Origin of the sequence: Falsiroseomonas sp., assembly GCF_041690465.1 — a bacterium.
Taxonomy (GTDB): Bacteria; Pseudomonadota; Alphaproteobacteria; order Acetobacterales; family Acetobacteraceae; genus Falsiroseomonas.
In genome coordinates this window covers 1-20,509 of sequence record NZ_JAWLHG010000014.1, presented here as the reverse complement: position 1 = coordinate 20,509, position 20,509 = coordinate 1, and the positions used below count along the sequence as shown (strand labels likewise).

The 20,509-nt window shown below is 70.1% G+C and carries 16 protein-coding genes; 6 read left to right on the top strand and 10 right to left on the bottom strand.

The window, feature by feature from the left end; all coding sequences use genetic code 11:
- Nucleotides 1–2: 2 nt before the first annotated feature.
- Genes puhC through bchF form a run of 10 tightly spaced genes read right to left on the bottom strand, consistent with a single transcriptional unit; the run spans nt 3 to nt 12,046 of the window.
- Nucleotides 3–452 (bottom strand): photosynthetic complex assembly protein PuhC, encoded by a 450-nt coding sequence (gene puhC, locus ACESM1_RS15180; RefSeq protein WP_372621400.1) that lies wholly within the window; start codon nt 450–452, stop codon nt 3–5.
- Between the two features lie 13 nt (nt 453–465).
- Entirely contained in the window at nt 466–1,143 is a 678-nt protein-coding gene (puhB, locus tag ACESM1_RS15175; RefSeq protein ID WP_372621399.1) for a photosynthetic complex putative assembly protein PuhB, read from the bottom strand.
- Nucleotides 1,140–1,925: a photosynthetic reaction center subunit H gene (puhA, locus tag ACESM1_RS15170; RefSeq protein WP_372621397.1), complete on the bottom strand. Its 786-nt coding sequence runs from the start codon at nt 1,923–1,925 to the stop codon at nt 1,140–1,142. Before puhA ends, puhB begins: the two co-directional genes overlap by 4 nt.
- 20 nt (nt 1,926–1,945) lie before the next feature.
- Nucleotides 1,946–3,385: an MFS transporter gene (locus tag ACESM1_RS15165; protein ID WP_372621395.1), complete on the bottom strand. Its 1,440-nt coding sequence runs from the start codon at nt 3,383–3,385 to the stop codon at nt 1,946–1,948.
- Nucleotides 3,382–4,083, bottom strand: coding sequence for a magnesium protoporphyrin IX methyltransferase (gene bchM, locus ACESM1_RS15160; protein WP_372621393.1), 702 nt, complete (start codon nt 4,081–4,083; stop codon nt 3,382–3,384). The genes ACESM1_RS15165 and bchM overlap by 4 nt, the downstream gene beginning before the upstream one ends.
- Nucleotides 4,083–4,979, bottom strand: a complete 897-nt coding sequence (bchL, locus tag ACESM1_RS15155; RefSeq protein WP_372621586.1) for a ferredoxin:protochlorophyllide reductase (ATP-dependent) iron-sulfur ATP-binding protein — start codon at nt 4,977–4,979, stop codon at nt 4,083–4,085. The genes bchM and bchL overlap by 1 nt, the downstream gene beginning before the upstream one ends.
- An 8-nt stretch (nt 4,980–4,987) precedes the next feature.
- Entirely contained in the window at nt 4,988–8,587 is a 3,600-nt protein-coding gene (locus ACESM1_RS15150) for a magnesium chelatase subunit H (protein ID WP_411278369.1), read from the bottom strand.
- Between the two features lie 10 nt (nt 8,588–8,597).
- A complete protein-coding gene (gene bchB / locus ACESM1_RS15145; RefSeq protein ID WP_372621389.1) occupies nt 8,598–10,196 on the bottom strand; it encodes a ferredoxin:protochlorophyllide reductase (ATP-dependent) subunit B in 1,599 nt (532 codons plus the stop codon).
- A gap of 3 nt (nt 10,197–10,199) precedes the next feature.
- Nucleotides 10,200–11,474 carry a ferredoxin:protochlorophyllide reductase (ATP-dependent) subunit N gene (locus tag ACESM1_RS15140; RefSeq protein ID WP_372621387.1) on the bottom strand — a complete coding sequence of 425 codons (1,275 nt, stop codon included), beginning with the start codon at nt 11,472–11,474 and terminating at the stop codon, nt 10,200–10,202.
- The gene (gene bchF / locus ACESM1_RS15135) at nt 11,471–12,046 is read right to left on the bottom strand and encodes a 2-vinyl bacteriochlorophyllide hydratase (RefSeq protein ID WP_372621385.1); all 576 of its coding nucleotides are present in this window, start codon (nt 12,044–12,046) and stop codon (nt 11,471–11,473) included. Before bchF ends, ACESM1_RS15140 begins: the two co-directional genes overlap by 4 nt.
- Nucleotides 12,047–12,305: 259 nt before the next feature.
- Here bchF and ACESM1_RS15130 point away from each other — a divergent pair, with 259 nt between their 5' ends.
- The 6 genes from ACESM1_RS15130 to hemC all read left to right on the top strand — a co-directional run bounded on the left by ACESM1_RS15130 (nt 12,306) and on the right by hemC (nt 19,321).
- Nucleotides 12,306–13,247, top strand: coding sequence for a B12-binding domain-containing protein (locus ACESM1_RS15130; RefSeq protein WP_372621383.1), 942 nt, complete (start codon nt 12,306–12,308; stop codon nt 13,245–13,247).
- 165 nt (nt 13,248–13,412) lie between these two features.
- Nucleotides 13,413–14,780 carry a transcriptional regulator PpsR gene (gene ppsR / locus ACESM1_RS15125; RefSeq protein ID WP_372621381.1) on the top strand — a complete coding sequence of 456 codons (1,368 nt, stop codon included), beginning with the start codon at nt 13,413–13,415 and terminating at the stop codon, nt 14,778–14,780.
- Between the two features lie 3 nt (nt 14,781–14,783).
- Entirely contained in the window at nt 14,784–15,698 is a 915-nt protein-coding gene (chlG, locus tag ACESM1_RS15120; protein WP_372621379.1) for a chlorophyll synthase ChlG, read from the top strand.
- Nucleotides 15,695–17,029 (top strand): BCD family MFS transporter, encoded by a 1,335-nt coding sequence (locus ACESM1_RS15115; RefSeq protein WP_372621377.1) that lies wholly within the window; start codon nt 15,695–15,697, stop codon nt 17,027–17,029. The genes chlG and ACESM1_RS15115 overlap by 4 nt, the downstream gene beginning before the upstream one ends.
- A 19-nt stretch (nt 17,030–17,048) precedes the next feature.
- Nucleotides 17,049–18,245, top strand: a complete 1,197-nt coding sequence (locus ACESM1_RS15110) for a geranylgeranyl diphosphate reductase (RefSeq protein ID WP_372621375.1) — start codon at nt 17,049–17,051, stop codon at nt 18,243–18,245.
- A gap of 41 nt (nt 18,246–18,286) precedes the next feature.
- Complete coding sequence (gene hemC / locus ACESM1_RS15105; RefSeq protein ID WP_372621373.1) at nt 18,287–19,321, top strand: hydroxymethylbilane synthase; 1,035 nt, start codon at nt 18,287–18,289, stop codon at nt 19,319–19,321.
- The last annotated feature ends 1,188 nt before the right edge of the window (nt 19,322–20,509 follow it).

Below are 20,509 nucleotides of genomic sequence, written 5' to 3'. Positions count from 1 at the left end.
GTCTACTCCTCTGTTGACAACAAACGCAGGAATGCCTCCGCATTCGTCTTGCCGAAGGCGTGCAGTTCCATGAACAACCCGGTGGCGGTGTCCTCCAGGGTCAGGCGGCCATCCGGCCAGGCCGCGAGGTGGAAGGGCGCTTGCATGCCGAGCGATTCGCGATTCCGCTCGCGCACCAGGCCGCGCATCGCGCCGCGGACGAAGCCCTCACTGCCGGGCGGCAGCGTCACCACCACGCGGCCGCTGCGCGCATCCGTCACCACGATGGCGCCATCCGCGCGATCCGCAAACCGCAGGTCGCGCTCGGCCACCGGGCGCGCCCCCGCCGCCGCGGGATCGAGCGGCGCACGATGGCCAAGCGAGGCGAGCGCCAGCGTCCCCGCGATCACCAGCACCGTGCCGAGCATCAGCCCGCGGGACACTGCCGGCTTGTGGGAAAGCGCCTGTGCCATTCGCGTGCCTCCCTCAGGCCATCGCTTCAGCCGAGCCCTGCCCGGCCGGACGTTGCGCGGCCGAAGCCGGGACTGCGCGCACCGGCATCGAGGCCGCCGCGGCCAGCGCCCGCCCAAGCAACTGGGCCACGGCCTCCGGCTCCGGCACCGCACGGAGCGTCGGCTCCGGGCGGGTGATGCGCCAGGACCGCGTGTGCGGCCAGAGCGCAAGCCAGGAGATGCGATGGGGTGCCATCACCTGCAGCGCGATGTCGCCCGTGCCGTCGCCATGCCGTGCCACCGCTGCACTGCCGATCACGGCAAAGGGGATGTTCACGGTCAGCGGCAGCGCCACGCCGGTACGCACCACGACACGCCGGTTGGTGACGGTGTAGAGGGTGGTCCGCGCCGAAAGCCAGGCGAAACCCGCCAGCATCCCGAGCGGGATTGCGCCGAGTGCTATGATGAACAGCGCGCCGAGCAGCGCATCCTGCACGCCCACGCCATCGGCTGAGAGCGCACCGCCGCGCCAGACCGCGAGCAGGAAGAAGTAGACGCCAAGGCCGCGCAGGTGCAGCGCGCGGCGGGCCAGGCCACCCCATCGTGGTGCGCCCTGCCAGAGGATCGTCTCGCCCGCCGGCAACGGGCCGGGAAGGCCCGGCACAGGCTCGGCGTCGTGCTCGCTGAAAGTGGGTCGGGTCGAAGCGCTCATGCGAAGGGCTCGCTGTCACCGGGCTGAGCGTAGAGCTCGCCGCCGCCGAAATAGCCGCTGATGCGGTCCTCCTCGCGCAGCGTCACGCGCTCGGGGTGGGCGGTGGTCGGCGCGGCGGCGATCTGTGCGCAGGTTGCCGTCTCGCACTTCACCGGGCCTTCGCCGCGCCAGGAGACGACGCCGAGCGGGATCAGCACGCGCTTGCCACTGCCGACGACCTCCACCTCGACATAGCGCAGCAGCACATCGGACTTGTCCACCCAGAGGTCCACCACGGTGCCGGCGACCTTGCGATCCAGCCCGAACACCGGCCGCCCGCGGATCTCGGGATCGTCCTCCGCCACGGTCCAGCCAGCTGCTGCGCGCAGCGGCACGATCTTCGGATCGCCCTCGTCCCAGGTGATGTCCGGCGTGTCCGCACGCTCCGCGTAGGAGGCCGTGCCGACACCGGTATGCATCGGATCGCCGGTCGGCACCTGCGATGCGCCCGGGAAGGCGTCATAGGGCGTCAGCAGGCTCGTCATGTCCCGTTCCACGCGCGGGCCGGGTGCGAGCACCGTGCCATGGCCATGGGGCAGCAGGAATGCCTTCGGATCCGGCGTCGCCGGGAACCCCTCGATCGGGGCGCGCAGCGGGTGGCCGACACGGTCCGAGATCAGCGGGTAGCCCTCGCGCTTGCCCTCGCGGTGCAACCACAGAACGAGGCCCAGGAAGAAGGCGAAGAACAGGTAGAGCGACAATGCCGCAAGGTCCTGGAAGACCGAAGTCGGGACAGACTGCATGGCGGACCTCCGTTGATCCCTCAGACGTGGGCGGACCCGGCGACGCCGGGGCCCGGTTGCGGTCGCGTGCGGGACGCGCCCGTGCCACGCACGAGCGGACCGACCACGGCCAAGGTGGCGAAAAGCAGGACAATCTCGATCAGGTAGACAGCGACGTATCCGGTGGCGGGACCGGACAGCGCCTCGCCAAGCGCGCCCCGCGTATCGAGCGCATGCAGCAGGTCGCGGATGATTCCGCCGGCCGCGATTGCCGACCCCGCCGCCGTTGCCTGCACCGCGCCCCAGACGCCGAGTGCAAGCCCGGTCTGCCCGGGCGGCGCGAAGCGCATGCAGGAGGTGAGCGTGGCATGGCTGAAGAGCCCACCGCCCAGGCCGATGAACAGGGCGCCCGCGGCATACGCTGCCACCGAGCCGGTCGGACCGGAGAGAATCACCAGGCCAAAGGCGAAAACGCCGACCAGGGCACCGTAGGCGGTGAGGCGATGCGCATCCGCGCCATTGCCCAGCCAGCGCGCGCCGAGGATGAAGCCGACCGCCCCGCCGCCGGCCAGCAGCGCCGTCAGCCCGGTCGTCGCGCCAACGCCGAGCCCGAGGATCTGCCCGCCATAGGGCTCGAGCAGGACATCCTGCATCGCGAAGCCCGCCGCACCCAGCCCGGCCGCGAGCAGGCGACGATTCCATGGCCCGCTCGCCTGCAGCGCCCGCAGGCTCTCCAGGAATCCGGGATCTCCCTGCTGCCGGCCCTGCGTGCGAGAGGGATCGCGGGCCTCCTGCTTCCACAGCGCGATGAAGTTGAGAACCAGCGTCGCCGCGGCGCTGCCCTGAATCACCTGTATCAGGCGAAGCTGGCTGAAATCCGCGAGCAGCAGCCCGAAGATGACGGCGGAGAGCACCATCCCGAGGAGCAGCATCAGCGAGAGCAGTGCCACCACGTTCGGCTTCGCCTTCTGCGGCACCAGGTCGCTGGCGAGCGCCAGGCCGACGGTCTGCACCGTGTGCATCCCGGCGCCAACGAGCAGGAACGCGATGGCCGCCGCGACCTGAGCCACCCAGGCCGGCGCCCAGGTATCGCCCGAAAGCACGATCAGCGCGAAGGGCATCATCGCCAGGCCGGAGAACTGGACGATGGTGCCCAGCCAGAGATACGGCACGCGCCGCCAGCCGAGCAGCGAACGGTGGGTGTCGGACCGGAACCCGATCAACGCCCGGAGCGGCGCGAAGACGAGCGGCAGTGCGAGCATGCTGGCGACCAGGCCAGCCGACACCTGCAGTTCCACGATCATCACGCGGTTCAGCGTGCCGATCAGCAGCACCGCCACCATTCCGCAGGAGATCTGGAACAGCGAGAGGCGCAACAGGCGGGACATCGGCACCTCGGCCGATGTGGTGTCCGCGAAGGGGAGCATGTGGCTCCCCACCCGCGTCCAGACCCGCGCCATGCGTGCCTCGATCCGGTTCATCGCCGCGCGAGCTCCATCGCGTGGGAAGTGTAGAAGCCACTGGCGATCCGCCGGTCGCGGCCGACGGCAAAGCCCGACAGGTCGGGTTCGCGCCCGACCAGCCGGCGCAGCAAGGCGTCGGCGACCGGCACGATGGCAGGCGCGCGGTCGCCCCGCGGGAAGAAGCGCCCTGCCGCATGCATCGCGCTCAGCAGTGCGGTGCGCGGCGCGAAGGTGAAGGCCATGGTGGCATCGGTGCGTGCAGCCAGGCCGGCCAGGACGCGCACCGTATCCTCCGGCCGGTAGTGAATCAGGCTGTCCATTGCGACGACATGGTCGAACCGGCCGAGCGCAGGGTCGAACATGTCGCCGACCAGGAACTCCACCCTGCCGACGCCGTGCTCGGCGCCCGCGCGCTCCTTCGCCAGTGCGACCAGACCCGGCGCGATGTCCACCGCCACCACCTGCGCCCCGCGCTTCGCCGCCTCGACCGCCAGCGCGCCGGTGCCGCAGCCAGCATCGAGCAGGCGCAGGCCGGTCATGTCTGCCGGCAGCCAGGAGAGCAGCGTCGCGCGCATCGCATCACGACCGGCACGGACCGTGGCGCGGATTCCGCTGACCGGCGCGTCCGAGGTCAGTCGCTCCCACGCCCGCAGCGCGGTGCGGTCGAAATACTCGTGCAGCTCGCCGCGGCGTGCCTGGTAGCTGGCGGTCGGCATCAGTCGAAGCCCAGCAGGTCGAAGATGTCGCGGTCCTTGAGCGGCGTGGCCTCCAGCGGCGTCACGCCGGCCAGCAGCGATGCAGCGAGGCGGAGATACTCGTCCTGTACGGCGACGATTTCCGGCGCGTCACCCATCTCGAACAGGCTCTTCTTCGCCAGGCGAGAGCGGCGAATGGCGTCGAGGTTGGGGAAGTGCGCCAGCGTCTTCATGCCGGTCGCGGCGTTGAACTTCTCAATCTGGTCGGTGTCGTCCGAGCGGTTGACGATCACGCCGCCGATCCGGACGTTGTAGTTGACGGCCTTGGCCTTGATCGCGGAGACGATGCGGTTCATCGCGAAGATGCTGTCGAAATCATTCGCCGCGACGATCAGGCCGCGGTCGGCATGCAGCAGGGGTGCCGCGAAGCCGCCGCAGACCACGTCGCCCAGCACGTCGAAGATGACGATGTCCGTCTCCTCGAGCAGGTGGTGCTCCTTGAGCAGCTTGACCGTCTGGCCGACCACGTAGCCGCCGCAGCCGGTGCCGGCCGGCGGACCACCTGCCTCGACGCAGAGCACGCCGTTGTAGCCTTCGACGACGAAATCCTCGGGCCGCAGTTCCTCGGCGTGGAAGCCGACGCCATCCAGCACGTCGATGACCGTCGGGATCATCCGGCCGGTCAGCGTGAACGTGCTGTCGTGCTTGGGGTCGCAGCCGATCTGCAGCACGCGCTTGCCGAGCTTGCTGAAGGCGACGGAAAGGTTCGAGCTGGTCGTGCTCTTGCCGATGCCGCCCTTGCCATAGACCGCGAAGACGGTGGCGCCCTCGATCTTGGCGGCGGGATCGGCGTGCACCTGCACGCTGCCCTCGCCATCCCCAAGGCGGGAGACGCTGGAATTCGGCGGCGGTCTCATGATCACGGTCACGCGGCCATCTCCACGGCAATGCCTTCAAGGCTGTCCTCGAGTTCCTCGCCAGCGCGGCGGAGGGCCTCGATCGTGTCTTCGCTGGGCTGCCAGTAACTGCGCTCATGCGCCTCGATCAGGCGATTCGCGATGCGGACCGAGGCGGTCGGATTGAGCTTCGCCAGCCGGGCGCGCATCTCGGCGTCGAGCATGTAGGTCTGCGCCAGCTGCTGGTAGATCCAGGGGGCGACCTGGCCGGTGGTGGCCGACCAGCCCATGGTGTTGGTGACCTGCGCCTCGATCTGCCGCACACCCTCGTAGCCATGGGCGAGCAGCGCCTCGAACCATTTGGGATTGAGCGCGCGGGTCCGGGTTTCCAGCGCAACCTGCTCGGCCACGGTGCGGATGGTGCCCTCGCCGCGCGTCTGGTCGCCGACATAGACCGCGGCCTCGGCGCCGTTGCGGGCGCGGCGGACGGCGCGGCTGATGCCACCGAGCGTATCGAAATACTGGTCGATGCTGGTCAGCCCGACCTCCACGCTGTCGAGGTTCTGGTAGGTCACCTCGACGCTTCCCAGGAGATGCGTGAGCACCTTGTCCTGGCGGGCCGGCTTGCCGTCCACGCCATAGGCGAAGCCCTTGCGGCGGACATAGGTCTCGGCGAGCTCGTCCTCATCGGTCCAGACGCCGGCGTCGATCATGCCGTTGACGTTGGAGCCGTAGGCGCCCTCGGCATTGCCGAAGACCCGCAGCGCCGCTTGCGCGATCTCGCCGCCATGCTGCGCCTGATAGGCCAGCGCGTGCTTGCGGATGAAGTTCTCGGCCGTCGGCTCGTCCGCCTCGGCGGCGAGCAGCGCGGCTTCCGCCAGCAGCTTCGTCTGCAGCGGCAACAGGTCGCGGAAGATGCCGGAGAGCGTGACCATCACGTCCACCCGCGGCCGGCCGAGCCGCTCCAGCGGGATGAGCTTCGCGCCGGTGACGCGGCCGTAGCTGTCGTGCCGCGGCTCCGCGCCCATCAGCCACAGCGCCTGGGCGATCGGACCGCCCTCGGTCTTCAGGTTGTCGGTGCCCCAGAGGACGATCGCGACCGTCTCCGGCAGGCTGCCCGCTTCCTCCCGATGCCGCGCCAGCAGCCGGTCCGCCTGGCGGGCGCCGTCCTGCACGGCGAAGGCGGAGGGGATCTTGAAGGGGTCGAAGCCGTGCAGGTTGCGCCCGGTCGGCAGCACCGCGGTGGTGCGCAGAAGGTCGCCGCCAGGCGCGGGGCGGATGTAGCCGCCATCAAGCGCATGCAGGATCGCCGGCAGTTCCGGATCGCTGGCGAGCAGCGCATCGAGCCGCGCGCGCTCTGCGGCATCCGTCACGCCGGCGGCGTCGAGCGTCTCGCCACGCTGCTGGCGCGTCAGCACCTCGCCGATCACGTGCAGGCCGTGCGGGATCAGCGTGTACTCCAGTTCGAGCAGCGCCTCGGTGAGCTTCAACACGCGGCCCTGCAATTCCCCGGCCGGCCAGGCGGGTTCGGCCGGCGCCAGATCCACCGCCGCGGCCTGCGCCTGCACCAGCTCCGCCAGCGCTTGCCGCACGCCCGGATCGCAGGCGGGATCGAGCCCGCGCCAGCGGTCGAGCGACGCCTTCAGGTCCAGCAGGCCGCGATACAGCCCGGCATTCGCAACCGGCGGCGTCAGGTAGGAGATCAGCGCCGCACCCGCGCGCCGCTTGGCGAGCATGCCCTCCGACGGGTTGTTGGAGGCGTAGAGATAGAAGTTGGGGAGCACGCCGATCAGCCGGTCCGGCCAACACTCGGCCGAGAGGCCGGCCTGCTTGCCCGGCATGAACTCCAGCGCGCCATGGGTGCCGAAATGCAGCACGGCATGGGCACCGAAATCCTCGCGGATCCAGCGATAGAAGGCGCTGAAGGCATGCGTCGGCGCGAACCCGCGTTCGAACAGCAGCCGCATCGGGTCGCCCTCCCAGCCAAAGCCGGGCTGGATGCCGATGAAGACGTTGCCGAAGCGCGCACCGAGCACATGGATGCTTGCGCCATCCGATTGCGCGCGGCCCGGCGCCGGGCCCCATTGCCGCTCGATGTCGGCCAGGTAGGGCTCGCGCCGGACATGGTCGTCGGCGCTGATGCGCGCGGCGACATTCGCGATCGCGCCAAACTGCGCCGCGTTGCCATGCAGCACGCGGTCGCGCAGCGCGTCCACGCTCTCCGGCACCTCCACCGCATAGCCGGCGGCATCCATCGCGCGCAGCGTGTTGAGCAGCGATTCGAAGACGCCGAGATAGGCGGCGGTGCCGATGTTGCCGGCATTCGGGGGAAAGCTGAACAGCACCATCGCGACTTTGCGCTCGCGCCGCTGCGAGCGGCGCAGCGCGACGAGGCGGGCGACGCGCTCCGCCAGGCGGTCGGTGCGCTCGGGATGCGGGCGCATGTCGCGCTGACAGCTGACGCCGTCGCAGCCGGGGCAGGTCTTGCCGGTGGCATCCGCGCCGCAGCGGCCGCCATAGGTCATGGGCCAGATGCCGCCATCGAGCTCCGGGATGGCGACCATCATCGTCGCCTCCACCGGCAGCAGCCCGCGCGGGTCGGCCTGCCACTGGCGCATCGTCTGGAACTCGAGCGGGTGCGCGCTGATGTAGGGCACGTCGAGCTGCGCCAGCAGCTCCTCGGCGGCGCGCGCATCATTGTAGGCGGGGCCGCCGACCAGCGAGAAGCCGGTGAGCGAGACCACGGCATCCACCGCCGGCACGCCGTCCTTCATGAAGAAGCGCTCGATGGCGGGGCGGTTGTCGAGGCCGCTGGCGAAGGCCGGGATCACCCGGAGCCCGCGCGATTCCAGCGCCGCGATCACGCCGTCATAATGCGCCGCGTTGCCCGCCAACACGTAGCTGCGCATGATCAGCAACCCGACCGTCCCGGAGCGTCCGCCGTGCGGAAGCTGGTCCAGCCGTTCGCCCACGCGTCCGGTCATGCGCGGATGGTAGAGGCCGACATCAGGGTAGTGTTCGGGCGGCGCCACCTTCAACGAGCCGGCCAGCGCCTGGCGCGGCCCGGCGGCGTAGCGGTTGACCAGCAGGCGCACCATGTTCGCCAGGTTCACGCGGCTGCCGGCGAGCCAGTATTGCAGCGCAAGGAAATAGGCGCGCACATCCTGTGCGGTGCCGGGTATGAAGCGCAGCAGCCGCGGCAATTCGCGCAGCATGCGCATCTGCTTCTGCCCGGAGGAGGCACCGCCCTTCTTCGCGCCGCGCAGCTTCTTCAGCAGGCCCATGATCCCGCTGGCCTCGGCGCCCATGTCGAAGCGGCCGATGCGCGTGAGCTTCATCACCTCGCCGGCGGAGAGCATGCAGACCATGGCGTCGCAGGTATCGCGCCGCGCGGCGAGCGCGGGAAGCACCGCACCGATGTGGTCCTCCAGGAACAGCATGGTGGCGATGACGATATCGGCGCGTGCGATATCGGCCTTGCAGGCTGCCAGCGCGGCCTCGTCGCTTGCCCACTCATCGGCGGCGTGCACGCTGAGCTCAAGCCCCGGGATCTCCCGCCGGAGATCGCCGCGCGCCAGCAGCATCGCGCCCGCCAGGTGGCTGTCCATGGTCACGATGGTGACGCGCATCGGCGCGCCCTCAGCGGGAGAAATGGGCTTTGGCATCATAGAGGGTCTCGAGCGTGATCACGCCGATGCCGCGCTCCTGCGCGAAGCGCTCCGTGTTGCGCCGGGCCTTGCCGCGCACGAAGAAGGGGATCTTCCTCAGCTCCTGCTCCGCATCCGTTCCCCATCGGATAGGGTCGCCCGCGGTGGCGTGGGGAGTCACCACCGCGGGCGCGGGCACGGACGGCGCGGCGGGCGCCGCCCCAATGCCCATCTCGGTCTGCGCCTGCTTTCCCGACCCGAGGTGGGATGGCACGGCGCCGTCATTGAACTCGAAATCGTCGCGGAACATCGCCAGCAGATGTTCCTCCAGCCCCATCATCAGCGGATGGACCCAGGTGTCGAACAGGACGTTCGCACCCTCGATGCCCATCTGCGGCGAGTGGCGGGCCGGGAAGTCCTGCACATGCACCGGCGCCGAGATCACCGCGCAGGGAATGCCGAGCCGCTTGGCGATGTGGCGTTCCATCTGCGTGCCCAGCACGAGCTCGGGCTGCAGCGCGGCGATCGCCTGCTCGACCTCCAGGTAGTCGTCGGTGATCAGCGGCTCGATCCCGAAGGCGCGCGCGGCTTCGCGAACCTCGCGGGCGAATTCGCGGCTGTAGGTGCCCAGCCCCACCACCTCGAAGGCGAATTCGGAGGCGGCGACCTTGGCCGCGGCGACGGCATGCGTGGCATCGCCGAAGACGAAGACGCGCTTGCCAGTGAGATAGGTGCTGTCCACCGAGCGCGAGTACCAGGGCAGCCGCAGCGTGGGATCCTCCACGGGCAGCGCGAGGCCGGCGAGCGTCGCAACCTCGGCGCAGAAGCGCCGCGTTGCGCCGACGCCGATCGGCACCGTGGTGGTGCAGGGCTGGCCGAAGCTGCGCTTCAGCCAGGCGACGGCCAGGCCGGCGATCTCGGGATACAGCACGACGTTGAAATCGGCCTCGCCGAGCCGGGCGAGATCCGCCGGCGTGGCGCCGAGCGGCGCGACCACCGAGACCTCGATCCCCATCGCCTCGATCAGCTTGCACACCTCGACGACGTCGTCGCGATGGCGGAAGCCGAGCGCGGTGGGGCCAAGCAGGTTGCACCGCGGCGCGACGCCCGGCGCCCGGGGCGCCCGCTGCGTGCCTGGCGCGGGAACTTGTGGGCCGGCGCATGCGCGGACGAGCTGGTAGAAGGTTTCGGCGGCGCCCCAATTCTCCTTGCGCTGGTAGGACGGCAGCTCGAGCGGCACCACCGGGATGGGCAGGCCGAGCGTCTTCGCCAGGCCGCCCGGATCGTCCTGGATCAGCTCCGCCGTGCAGGAGGCGCCGACCAGCATCGCCTGCGGCTTGAAGCGCTCATAGGCCTCGCGCGCCGCCGTCCTGAACAGCTCAGCGGTGTCGCCGCCGAGGTCGCGCGCCTGGAAGGTGGTGTAGGTCACTGGCGGCCGCGCCGCGCGCCGCTCGATCATGGTGAACAGCAGGTCCGCATAGGTGTCGCCCTGCGGCGCGTGCAGCACGTAGTGCACGCCCCGCATCGCGGTGGCGATGCGCATCGCTCCCACATGCGGCGGCCCCTCATAGGTCCAGACCGAGAGCTGCATGGCCTAGACCTCCAGCCTGGTGCGACGCACCAGCGGCCGCGCGAAAAGGCCGGCAAGGTCACCCGCCTGGTCGTAGCCCTGGATGGGGGTGAACACGAGCTCGATGGACCACTTGGTCGCAAAGCCTTCCGCCTCCAGCGGATTGGCGAGGCCGAGGCCGCAGACTGTCAGGTCCGGCTGCGCCGCGCGGCAGCGGTCGAGCTGGCGGTCCACATGCTGGCCTTCGGAAAGCCGCGTGCCTTCGGGCAGCAGCGCGAGCTCCTCCGCCATGATCTGGCGATGCAGATAGGGCGTGCCGACTTCGATGGGCCGCATGCCCAGCTCGCGCGCGAGGAAGCGCGCCAGCGGGATTTCCAGCTGGCTGTCGGGGAAGAAGAAGATGCTGCGGCCAGCAAGCTGCTCGCGATGGCGGGACAGCGCGGCGCGGGCACGCGCCTCGCCGGGTTCGGTGACTGCGCGGATGCGTGCCTCGTCGCAGCCCCAGGTCTCGGCGGCGGCGCGCAGCCAAAGCGTGGTGCCCTCGGCGCCGAGCGGAAAGGGTGCCGCGATGCGAGTCGCGCCACGCGATTCCAGCAGCCGTGCGGTGTCGCCGAGGAATGGCTGTGCCAGCAGGAAGCGGGTGCCCGGCCCGATCGGCGCCAGCTCCGCCGCCGTCCGGCCGGGGAGGAAGCGCACCGGACCAACGCCGAGCGCCGCGAAATGGCGCAGCATCTGGTCCTCGACCACCTCCGCCAAGGCGCCGACGACGAGCAGCGAGCGCGCGCTGCCAAGCTCGGCGGGCATCTCCGGCACCAGCGAGGCGAGGCAAGTATCCTCGCCCTGGGTGAAGGTCGTCTCGATGCCGCTGCCGGAGTAGTTCAGCACCCGCACCGAGGGGGTGAAGCGCTGGGACAGGCGCTGCGCTGCACGGGAGAGGTCAAGCTTAATGACCTCCGACGGGCAGGAGCCGACCAGGAACAGCAGCCTGATTTCGGGGCGCCGTTCCAGCAGGCGCGTCACCACGCGGTCGAGCTCGGCGTTGCAGTCGGCGAGGCCCGCCAGGTCGCGCTCGTCGATGATCGCGGTGGCGAAGCGCGGCTCGGCGAAGATCATCACGCCGGCGGCCGATTGCAGCAGATGCGCACAGGTGCGGCTGCCGACCACCAGGAAGAACGCGTCCTGGATCTTGCGATGCAACCAGACAATGCCGGTAAGGCCGCAGAACACCTCATGCTGCCCCCGCTCGCGCAGCACCGGCGCGGTCGCGCAGCCGCCGGCGGGGACAGCTGCCAGGCTCATGCGGCCGACAGCCCGGACATCGAGGAGGTTTCCTGCCGCCGGGCCGCGCGAAGCTTCATCACGAACTGCGCTGCGTTGACGACGTAGGCGGCATAAGCCGCGAGCGCCAGCAGCATCTGGCCGTGCGCGTCGCCGAAGCCGGTGGCCACCGCGGCCAGATAGGCGGTGTGCAGCGCCAGCACCAGCATGCTGAACACGTCTTCCCAGAAGAAGGCCGGTGCGAACAGCCAGCGGCCGAACACCTGCTTCTCCCAGATGCAGCCGGTGACCATGATGGTGTAGAGCACCAGCGTCTTCACCACGACGGAGGCGGTGGCGGCGGCAAGCCCCTCGCCGGTGGCCAGGTAGTTCAGCACCAGGCCGAGGCTGACCAGGAAGACCAGGAACTGCAGCGGCGCCAGCACGCCCTGGACCATGGTCCAGGGCGAGGCGTCGCGCCGCACCCGCTCCTCCGGCGTGTACAGGGGCGGGGCGGCGCATTCGCAGCGCGGCAGGCGTCGCCCCGACGCGACCCCCCACGGGGCGCTGTCAAGCGCGTCTATCAGGCCGGCAAGGCGGTTCGGTGTAAGCATCGCTTGACAACCCTCGGTCAAAGGCAGTCCGCTTCGGGTCGCGCGGGCTGCGCCGCCCTGACAGGCGGCGCGCTGCGGGAGGCCATCCGAGCGAGGGTGGCACCAGCAACGAGGGCGGGATGGTTCTGCATTGTCTCTCCCCTCTTCGCGCTTCGTGGACGAAGGCTAGAGAAGCATCGCAGCGAGTGTCAAGCGTCATTGACGTAAATCGGGATTGACAGTCGAGCCGCGGGACCTGACAGTCTGGGGGGAGAGGGCAATGGCCTCGGAACCGATCAATGGCGGAGCGCCACTGGCCGAGATGAGTGAGAGCGGACAGCAATGCGTGACGAGCCTGCCGGGCGGCTACACCGCCGGGCATTGCGCGGCCGAACTGCGGGGCGCCCCGGCGCTGCTGCAGGCGCCGCGCAACCGGGCGGCCGAGCATCGCCGCGTCGCGGTGCTCGCGAGGGCGCTCGAGGCCGAGGTGATCCCCCGCCTGCTGCTCGCCCGCGAGGCACTGGCCAGGCCCGCCCACGCGGAAGCTGCCGAGCCGCCGACCGCCGCCGACGTCACGACGCTGGCGGCCATCGCGATGCAGGGCGACTTCGCCGGGGCAGCGACCTTCCTCGCCGAGCTCCGCGCCCGCAACCTGCCGCTCGAGCGCATCTATCTGGAGCTGCTGGCACCGGTGGCGCGGCATCTCGGCGATCTCTGGGCGGCCGATCGCTGCGACTTCACGAGCGTGACCATCGGCCTCTGCTGCCTGCAGCAGCTGGTGCTGGAGAACAGCCCGGCCTTCGGACCACGCCCCGGGCGACGCGGCGCCGACCGGCGCGTGCTGCTGGCGCCCACGCCCGGCGAGCAGCACAGCTTCGGCCTGCTGATGGTGGGCGAGTTCTTCCGCCGCCAGGGCTGGGACGTGCACAGCGCCACCGGCGCACCGGGGCGCGAGATCGTCGCCATGGTGCGCAAGCAGTGGTTCAGCATGGTCGGCTTCTCGCTGGCCTGCGACACCAGGATCGAGTCGCTCTCAGCGCTGATCCGGGAGATTCGCCGCGGCTCGCGCAATCCGCAGATCGGCGTGCTGGTGGGCGGCAAGGCCTTCCTCGACCGCCCCGAGCTGACCGCGCTGGTCGGCGCCGATGCCACCGCGAGCGACGGCCAGCAGGCCGTGCTCAAGGCCGAGACTCTGCTTGCGTTGCTTGTCCGGGAGGAATGACGCCCTCCGCTCCTTGTGACGACGCCTGTGTGAAATCTGCGCTTCGAGACCAGGAGGTTGAGTAGGTGATGGGGTCCCCCGGCACGAAGGACGGGATGTCGCGTGAAATCGTTCAGAGCCCCACGGACGACCCTCGGACACCTCGATGCGGAGGCAGCGGCCGAATTGGTCGTCGCGTCGGCGGACCTCGCCCTCGTGCTTGACGAGGGCGGGGCCATCCGTGACGTCGGCTTCGGCAGCGAAGAGCTGGCGGGGGATCTCGGCGTTGCGCAGGGCTGGGTCGGCCGCCCCTGGATCGACACCGTCAGCCGCGACAGCCGCGGCAAGGTGGAGGCGCTGCTTGTCGGCGGCGGACCGCGGGATGCGCCGCGCTGGCGGCATGTGAACCACGTTGCGGCGGAAGGCACGACGCTGCCGATCCTCTGCGCCATCGCGCCACTTGGGCGGGCCGGCCGGCGCGTGGTGTTCGGCCGCGACCTGCGCCCCCTCTCGCAGCTGCAGCAGCGCCTGGTCGAGGTGCAGCAATCCATGGAGCGGGACTATTCCCGCCTTCGCCAGGCCGAGACCCGCTACCGGCTGCTGTTCCAGATGTCGGTGGACCCGCTGCTGGTGCTGGACGCCGAGTCGCTTCGCGTGCTCGAGGCGAACCCGGCGGCGCAGCGCCTGTTCGTGCACGCCACGCGGCGCCTGCCCGGGCGGCCACTCCCCGAAGCCTTCGCCGCCGACGACCGACAGTCGCTGCAACTGCTCCTGGCCACGCTGCGCAGCGCCGGCCGTGCGGACGACCTGCGCGCGCGCCTCGCCGAGGACGGGCCGGAAGTGCTGGTTTCCGCCTCCACCTTCCGCCAGGAAGGCGGGCTGCTGATCCTGGTGCGGCTGGAAGTGACGCCGTCCGACCAGGATCATGGCGGCCTGTCCGACGCGAAGCAACAGCTGCTGCGGGTGGTGGAAGGCGTGCCGGACGCCATGGTCGTGACGGATCAGGACGGCGCGATCCTCACCGCCAATGCCGCCTTCCTCGACATGGTGCAGATCACCGCCGAGGAGCAGGCGCGGGGTGTGGCGCTGGAGCGCTGGCTCGGCCGCCAGGGCGTGGAGTTCGAAGTGCTGCTGGCGACGCTGCGCAGCCGCGGTGCGGTGCGGCTCTACAACAGCACGCTGCGCGGCGAGCTCGGCGGGCTGGCGGAGGTCGAGATCTCTGCCGTTTCCGTGGCGCAGGGCGGGCAGCCCTGTTTCGGCTTCGCGATCCGCGACATCGGCGCCCGCATCAGGCCCGCGACCCGGCCGGGCAGCGGCGCCACGCGTTCGGTCGAGCAGCTCACCGAGCTGATCGGCCGCGTGCCGTTGAAGGACCTGGTGCGCGAGGCGACGGATGCCATCGAGCGGCTCTGCATCGAGGCGGCGCTGGACCTCACCGGCGACAACCGCGCCTCGGCCGCCGAGATGCTCGGGCTGAGCCGGCAGAGCCTCTATGTGAAGCTGCGGCGCTACGGCCTCGGCGACCTCGGCAATGACGAAGGCGAGGAGGGCTGAGCAATGGCGCGCCCTGCACCCCTGGCCCCGCCCGTTGCCGTCGCCCGGCCTTCGCCGGCGGTGGTGCTGGAACTGCTGAAGCCGATCACCTGGTTTCCGCCGATGTGGGCCTTCGGCTGCGGCATCGCGGCCTCCGGCGCCTCGCTGTGGGAAGGCTGGCCACCGGCGCTGCTCGGCATCCTGCTCGCCGGTCCGCTGGTCTGCGGCATGAGCCAGGCGGTCAACGACTGGTTCGACCGGCATGTGGACGCGATCAACGAGCCGCAACGCCCAATCCCGTCCGGGCGGATGCCGGGGCGGTGGGGCCTGTACGTCGCGCTCGCCTGGACCGGGGTGTCGCTCGGCGTGGGTGCGCTGCTCGGCCCCTGGGGGTTCGGCGCGACGGTGCTGGCGGTGGTGCTCGCCTGGATCTACAGCGCGCCGCCGCTCCGGCTGAAGCAGAACGGCATCTGGGGGCCGCTGGCCTGTGGGCTGAGCTATGAGGCGCTGCCCTGGATCACCGGCGCGGCCGTGCTTGCCGGCACAGCGCCGGACCCGCGCGTGGTGTTGGTGGCGGTGCTCTACGGCCTTGGTGCGCACGGCATCATGACGCTGAACGATTTCAAGTCCATCGAGGGCGACCGCCGCTTCGGCCTGCGCTCGCTGCCGGTGATGCTGGGCGCGGAGCGCGCCGCGCGGGTGGCCTGCATCGTCATGGCCGCACCGCAGGCGATCGTGGTGGCGCTGCTGCTGGCCTGGGGCGCGCCGATCACCGCCGGCATCGTCGCGCTGCTGCTGGCCTTGCAGGGGCTCTCGATGCGGAAATGGCTGCGCGATCCACGCGGCCTGGCGCCCTGGTACAACGGCGCCGGTGTGACCCTCTATGTCGCGGGCATGATGGCCAGTGCGCTGGCCCTCGCTCCGGGAGGCGCGCCATGAACGCCGATGCGCTGCCGCCACTCGGCTGGCTCGGCATCCTGCGGCTCGGGCTGGTGCAGACTTCACTCGGCGCGATCGTCGTGATGACCACGGCGGCGCTGAACCGCGTGATGGTCGTGGAGCACGCGCTGCCCGCCACGCTGCCCGGCGCGCTTGTGGCGCTGCACTATGCCGTGCAGATGCTGCGGCCGCGTCTCGGCCACGGCTCCGACCAGGGCGGGCGGCGCACGCCCTGGATCGTGGGCGGCATGGCGGTGCTGGCCGTTGGCGGCGTGCTGGCGGCGGCGGCCACCGCATGGATGGGCGATGCGCTGCTGCCGGGCATTGCGCTGGCCGTGGTCGCCTTCCTGCTGGTCGGGCTGGGCGTCGGCGCGGCGGGAACCTCGCTGCTGGTCCTGCTGGCGGCGCGGGTGGCGCCGGCGCGCAAGCCTGCGGCGGCTTCCATCGTCTGGATCATGATGATCGCCGGCTTCGTGATGACGACCGCGACCACCGGCAGGCTGCTCGATCCCTACTCGCCGGAGCGCCTGGTGGGCGTGACCGCGGCCGTGAGCGCCATCGCCTTCCTGGTGAGCCTTCTGGCGGTGGCAGGCATCGAGGGCCGGCGAGCGGCGGCTGGCGCGGCAAGACTGGCGCAGACGCCCTTCATGGTGGCGCTGCGCGAGGTCTGGGCGGAGCCGGTGGCACGCCACTTCACCCTCTTCGTCTTCGTCTCGATGCTGGCCTACAGCGCGCAGGACCTGATCCTGGAGCCCTTCGCCGGCAACGTCTTCGGCATGACGCTCGGCGAATCGACGCAGCTTTCCTCGCTGCAGCATGGCGGCGTGCTGGCGGGGATGATCCTGATCGCGGTGATCGGCAGCCTGACCCGGGGCGGGCTGCACGTGCTGCGCGGCTGGATCGTCGGCGGCTGCCTGTTGGCGTGCACGATGCTGGTCACGCTGGCCTTCGCCCATGCCGCGACCGCTTCTTTCCCGCTGCGCGCCGCCTTCTTCGTGCTGGGCATGGCAAACGGCGTGTTCGCCGCGGCCGCGATCGCCGCGATGATGCAGCTCGTTGCCGGCGACCGGCAGGGGCGCGAGGGCGTGCGGATGGGCATGTTCGGCGCGGCCCAGGCCATCGCCTTCGGGCTGGGCGGCTTCCTCGGTACGGTGATCCTCGATTTCGGCCGGCTCGCCACGGGCAGCGTGGTGGGCGGCTACAGCGCTGTGTTCCTCGCGGATGCGGTTCTGTTCCTCGCCGCTGCGCTGCTGGCGCTGCGCATCGGCATCACCATTCAGCGGCGGCGCGACGGCTACGGGCGGGCGGCGCCTGCGGCACTTGGTGGTTGAGCGGGAAGGAGACGGCGGGATGCCGGAGACATTCGACGTCGTCGTGGTGGGGGGCGGGCCATGTGGCGCCACTGCGGCGCATGACCTGGTGCGCAAGGGTCGCTCGGTCCTCCTGCTCGATAAGGCCGGGCGGATCAAGCCCTGCGGCGGCGCCGTGCCGCCACGCCTGATCCGCGATTTCGACATCCCGCAGCATCTGCTCGTCGCGTGCATCACCTCGGCACGCATGGTCTCGCCGAAGGACCATGAGGTGGACATGCCGATCGACACCGGCGGCTACGTCGGCATGGTGGACCGCGAGGTGTTCGACGAGTTCCTGCGCGAACGCGCCGCCGAGGCTGGCGCCGTGCGCGCCACCGGCAGCTTCACCCGGATCGCTCATGATCCCGACGGCGTGGCGGTGGTGGAGTACCAGGCGAAGGATGCGGCGGATGGCGCACCACCGCGGCGTGTGCGCACGCGGCTGGTGATTGGTGCCGACGGTGCGCGCAGCCAGGTCGGCAAGCAGGCGGTGCCGGGCGCCGACAAGGTGAAGTGCGTCTTCGCCTACCATGAGATCGTCGAAGCACCCACCGGCGGAATGGCAAAGTACGACGGCACCCGCTGCGACGTGTACTACCAGGGCAAGCTCTCGCCCGATTTCTACGCCTGGATCTTCCCGCATGGAGAGACGGTGAGCATCGGCACCGGCTCGATGCAGAAGGGCTTCTCGCTGCGCGGCTCGGTCGCCGAGCTGCGCAGGGCAACGGGCTTCGACAAGCTGCGGACGATTCGCCACGAGGGCGCGCCGATTCCGCTGAAGCCGCTGAAGAAGTGGGACAACGGTCGTGACGTGCTGCTTGCCGGCGACGCCGCGGGCGTGGTCGCGCCGGCCTCCGGCGAGGGGATCTACTACGCGATGCTCGGCGGGCGGTTGGCCGCCGATGCGGCGGAGGAGTTCTGCGCCAACGGCAACCCTGCAGCACTCGCGCTGGCCCGCAAGCGCTTCATGAAGCAGCACGGGCGCGTCTTCTGGATCCTCGGGATCATGCAGTATTTCTGGTATTCGTCGGACAGGCGCCGCGAGAAGTTCGTCAAGATCTGCGAGGACAAGGACGTCCAGCGCCTGACCTGGCAGAGCTACATGAACAAGGAACTCGTGCGCCGCGATCCGATGGCGCATGTGCGGATCTTCTTCAAGGACCTGGCCCACCTCTTCGGCTTTGCGCGGGCCTGACCATGCACGCTCGCGCCAAGAACATCGGAGCCTGAAACGGCATGAAACTGTCTTCGCTCGACGCACCGCTGGAAGGCCTGCGGGCGCCCGGCCGATCCGGCAACCCGCACCGCCAGGGCACCTCGCGCGCCCTGCCGCTCAAGGTCGGCACCCGCGGCTCACCGCTGGCGCTGTGGCAGACGCGGCACTTCCTCTCGCTGATCACCCGCGTCTGTCCGCTGCTGCGGGAGGTGAACGCCTTCGAGGAGCATGTGATCGCCACCAGCGGCGACAAGCTGCTCGACCGCCGGCTCGCCGATATCGGCGGCAAGGGGCTGTTCGCGAAGGAGATCCACGAGGCGCTGTCCGATGGCCGGATCGACTTCGCCGTGCACAGCTTGAAGGACCTGGAGACCGAGTTGCCGCCCGGCATCGTGCTGGCCTGCACGCTGCGGCGCGAGGATGCGCGCGATGCCATCGTGCTCGGGCCGCACTGCGCCGCGGCGGCTGACGGTGATCCCTATGCCTGCCTGCCACGCGGTGCGCTTGTCGGCACCGCCTCGGTCCGCCGGCAGAGCCAGCTGCTGCATGCGCGCCCCGACCTCCAGGTCGAGGTGATCCGCGGAAACGTCGGGATGCGCCTGGCCAAGGTGCGCGCCGAGGGCGGGCCGCAGGCTTCGTTGCTGGCGCTTGCCGGGCTACGCCGGCTGGAGCTGGAGCATGAGGCCGGCCAGGTGCTCGACCCGGAGATCATGGTGCCAGCCGCCTGCCAGGGCATCGTCGGCGTCACCGTTCGCGCCGACGACATTGAACTGCGCGAGATGCTCTCAATCATCCAGGACTGCGATTCGGCTGTCGCAAGCGCGGCCGAGCGGGCACTGCTGTCGGAGCTCGACGGCTCCTGCCGCACGCCGATCGGCGGCCACGCGAGGCTGCGGCCGGAGGGCGATGTGGAGCTGACCGGGCTCGTGGCGCGGGCCGATGGTTCCTTTCTTCTGAAGCAGCGCCTGCGCGGTTCGGCTTCGGACGCGGCGCGTCTCGGCAGGGAGCTTGGCGAGCGGCTGCGGGCGGACTCGCCGGCCGACGTGTTCGGCTGAATCGCGGTGCGCGGCCGCAGTTCGGCCGCGCCAGCCCTGCGCCAGGGAACATGGTGCCGACACCCGGATTTGAACCGGGGACCTACTGATTACGCATCAGTTCTCCGCCTCGTATCGGACCACGCGCATCCCATATGATCCATTATTTATCAGTAACTTAGATCTACATGTCCCGTCGCCTGTATATCACCTCTATCATAATTGTTCCGCCCTTGCCCGTGTCCCCGTGGTTTCCCAAACTGCCTTTGTGGCGGAGGTCGGGGTCAGCAACAGGACACGCGGATGGCTGGCAGGAAAGTGCAGGCAGCCCTGCAGGGCGGACGGCTGGCCGCGCGGCGTATTGGGCGCGAGGATGTCCGCTTGGCGTTGCGCATGCTGGCCGGTGGCGTTGAGGGGGAGATCCCAGACACCGGAGTGCCGGGGCTGAGCCTCAGGGTAAGAAAGAGGACCGTCTCCTGAGACATCCGCCTACACGTCGCTGAGATCGGCCAGACAACCCGGAAGGTCGGCCTCGTCACCGAGGCCGACGATCCCGACGTCATCCGCGCCCGTGCCCAGGGGGGCAAGCTGCTGGCGAAGGAGGGGCACGACCCGGCCGCGTTCTTCGTGAAGGAGGCTCTGGGGGAGGAGGCCCTGCCCAAGGACCTGAGAGGCGAATTGACGGCGCCGCGGACAGGTTGGACGTGGGAGCGGGGCCGTGACGAGTACCTGGCCCATATCAAGTCCGTGAAGCCGGAGAAGACCTACGTGGATTACAGGAACCGGCTGTTCAGCCCGTGGTTGCGCGGGCGCTGGGACGGTCGACTGCTCGCTGACCTGACGGACGAGGACGTGAAGCGGCTTTAAGACGATGCTTGGCGCGCCGGTAAAGGGCGGCAGGCCCACCACCTCGTCGGCGCGGTCAATCGCGTTCTGAAGTGGTGCGCCGGGCGCGCTGGGGCCGGCATCAAGTCGAGTGTCGCCGCGAGCGTCGCGCTTATCGAGCTCGCACCCCCTACCGCCCCCTACGTGCCGACCAAGCAGGATCTCGAGCAGTTCGCGTGGCGTTTGGCAGCCGGCCGCCACACGCTGCAGGCGAAGCTCGCGGCAACCCTAGACCCGAGTAGCCCAGGCTGGAATCGGCTTGTGATTGGATGCGGCGCGGCAGGGTGTGATTCGTAGGCGTCCAGCTTTGGCTGGAGGCGGAGA

What these genes read in the sequence shown, in the direction of transcription:
- puhC (WP_372621400.1), bottom strand. Translation starts at nt 452, where the DNA reads ATGGCACAGGCGCTTTCCCACAAGCCGGCAGTGTCCCGCGGGCTGATG.
- puhB (WP_372621399.1), bottom strand. Translation starts at nt 1,143, where the DNA reads ATGAGCGCTTCGACCCGACCCACTTTCAGCGAGCACGACGCCGAGCCT.
- puhA (WP_372621397.1), bottom strand. Translation starts at nt 1,925, where the DNA reads ATGCAGTCTGTCCCGACTTCGGTCTTCCAGGACCTTGCGGCATTGTCG.
- ACESM1_RS15165 (WP_372621395.1), bottom strand. Translation starts at nt 3,385, where the DNA reads ATGAACCGGATCGAGGCACGCATGGCGCGGGTCTGGACGCGGGTGGGG.
- bchM (WP_372621393.1), bottom strand. Translation starts at nt 4,083, where the DNA reads ATGCCGACCGCCAGCTACCAGGCACGCCGCGGCGAGCTGCACGAGTAT.
- bchL (WP_372621586.1), bottom strand. Translation starts at nt 4,979, where the DNA reads ATGAGACCGCCGCCGAATTCCAGCGTCTCCCGCCTTGGGGATGGCGAG.
- ACESM1_RS15150 (WP_411278369.1), bottom strand. Translation starts at nt 8,587, where the DNA reads ATGCGCGTCACCATCGTGACCATGGACAGCCACCTGGCGGGCGCGATG.
- bchB (WP_372621389.1), bottom strand. Translation starts at nt 10,196, where the DNA reads ATGCAGCTCTCGGTCTGGACCTATGAGGGGCCGCCGCATGTGGGAGCG.
- ACESM1_RS15140 (WP_372621387.1), bottom strand. Translation starts at nt 11,474, where the DNA reads ATGAGCCTGGCAGCTGTCCCCGCCGGCGGCTGCGCGACCGCGCCGGTG.
- bchF (WP_372621385.1), bottom strand. Translation starts at nt 12,046, where the DNA reads ATGCTTACACCGAACCGCCTTGCCGGCCTGATAGACGCGCTTGACAGC.
- ACESM1_RS15130 (WP_372621383.1), top strand. Translation starts at nt 12,306, where the DNA reads ATGGCCTCGGAACCGATCAATGGCGGAGCGCCACTGGCCGAGATGAGT.
- chlG (WP_372621379.1), top strand. Translation starts at nt 14,784, where the DNA reads ATGGCGCGCCCTGCACCCCTGGCCCCGCCCGTTGCCGTCGCCCGGCCT.
- ACESM1_RS15115 (WP_372621377.1), top strand. Translation starts at nt 15,695, where the DNA reads ATGAACGCCGATGCGCTGCCGCCACTCGGCTGGCTCGGCATCCTGCGG.
- ACESM1_RS15110 (WP_372621375.1), top strand. Translation starts at nt 17,049, where the DNA reads ATGCCGGAGACATTCGACGTCGTCGTGGTGGGGGGCGGGCCATGTGGC.
- hemC (WP_372621373.1), top strand. Translation starts at nt 18,287, where the DNA reads ATGAAACTGTCTTCGCTCGACGCACCGCTGGAAGGCCTGCGGGCGCCC.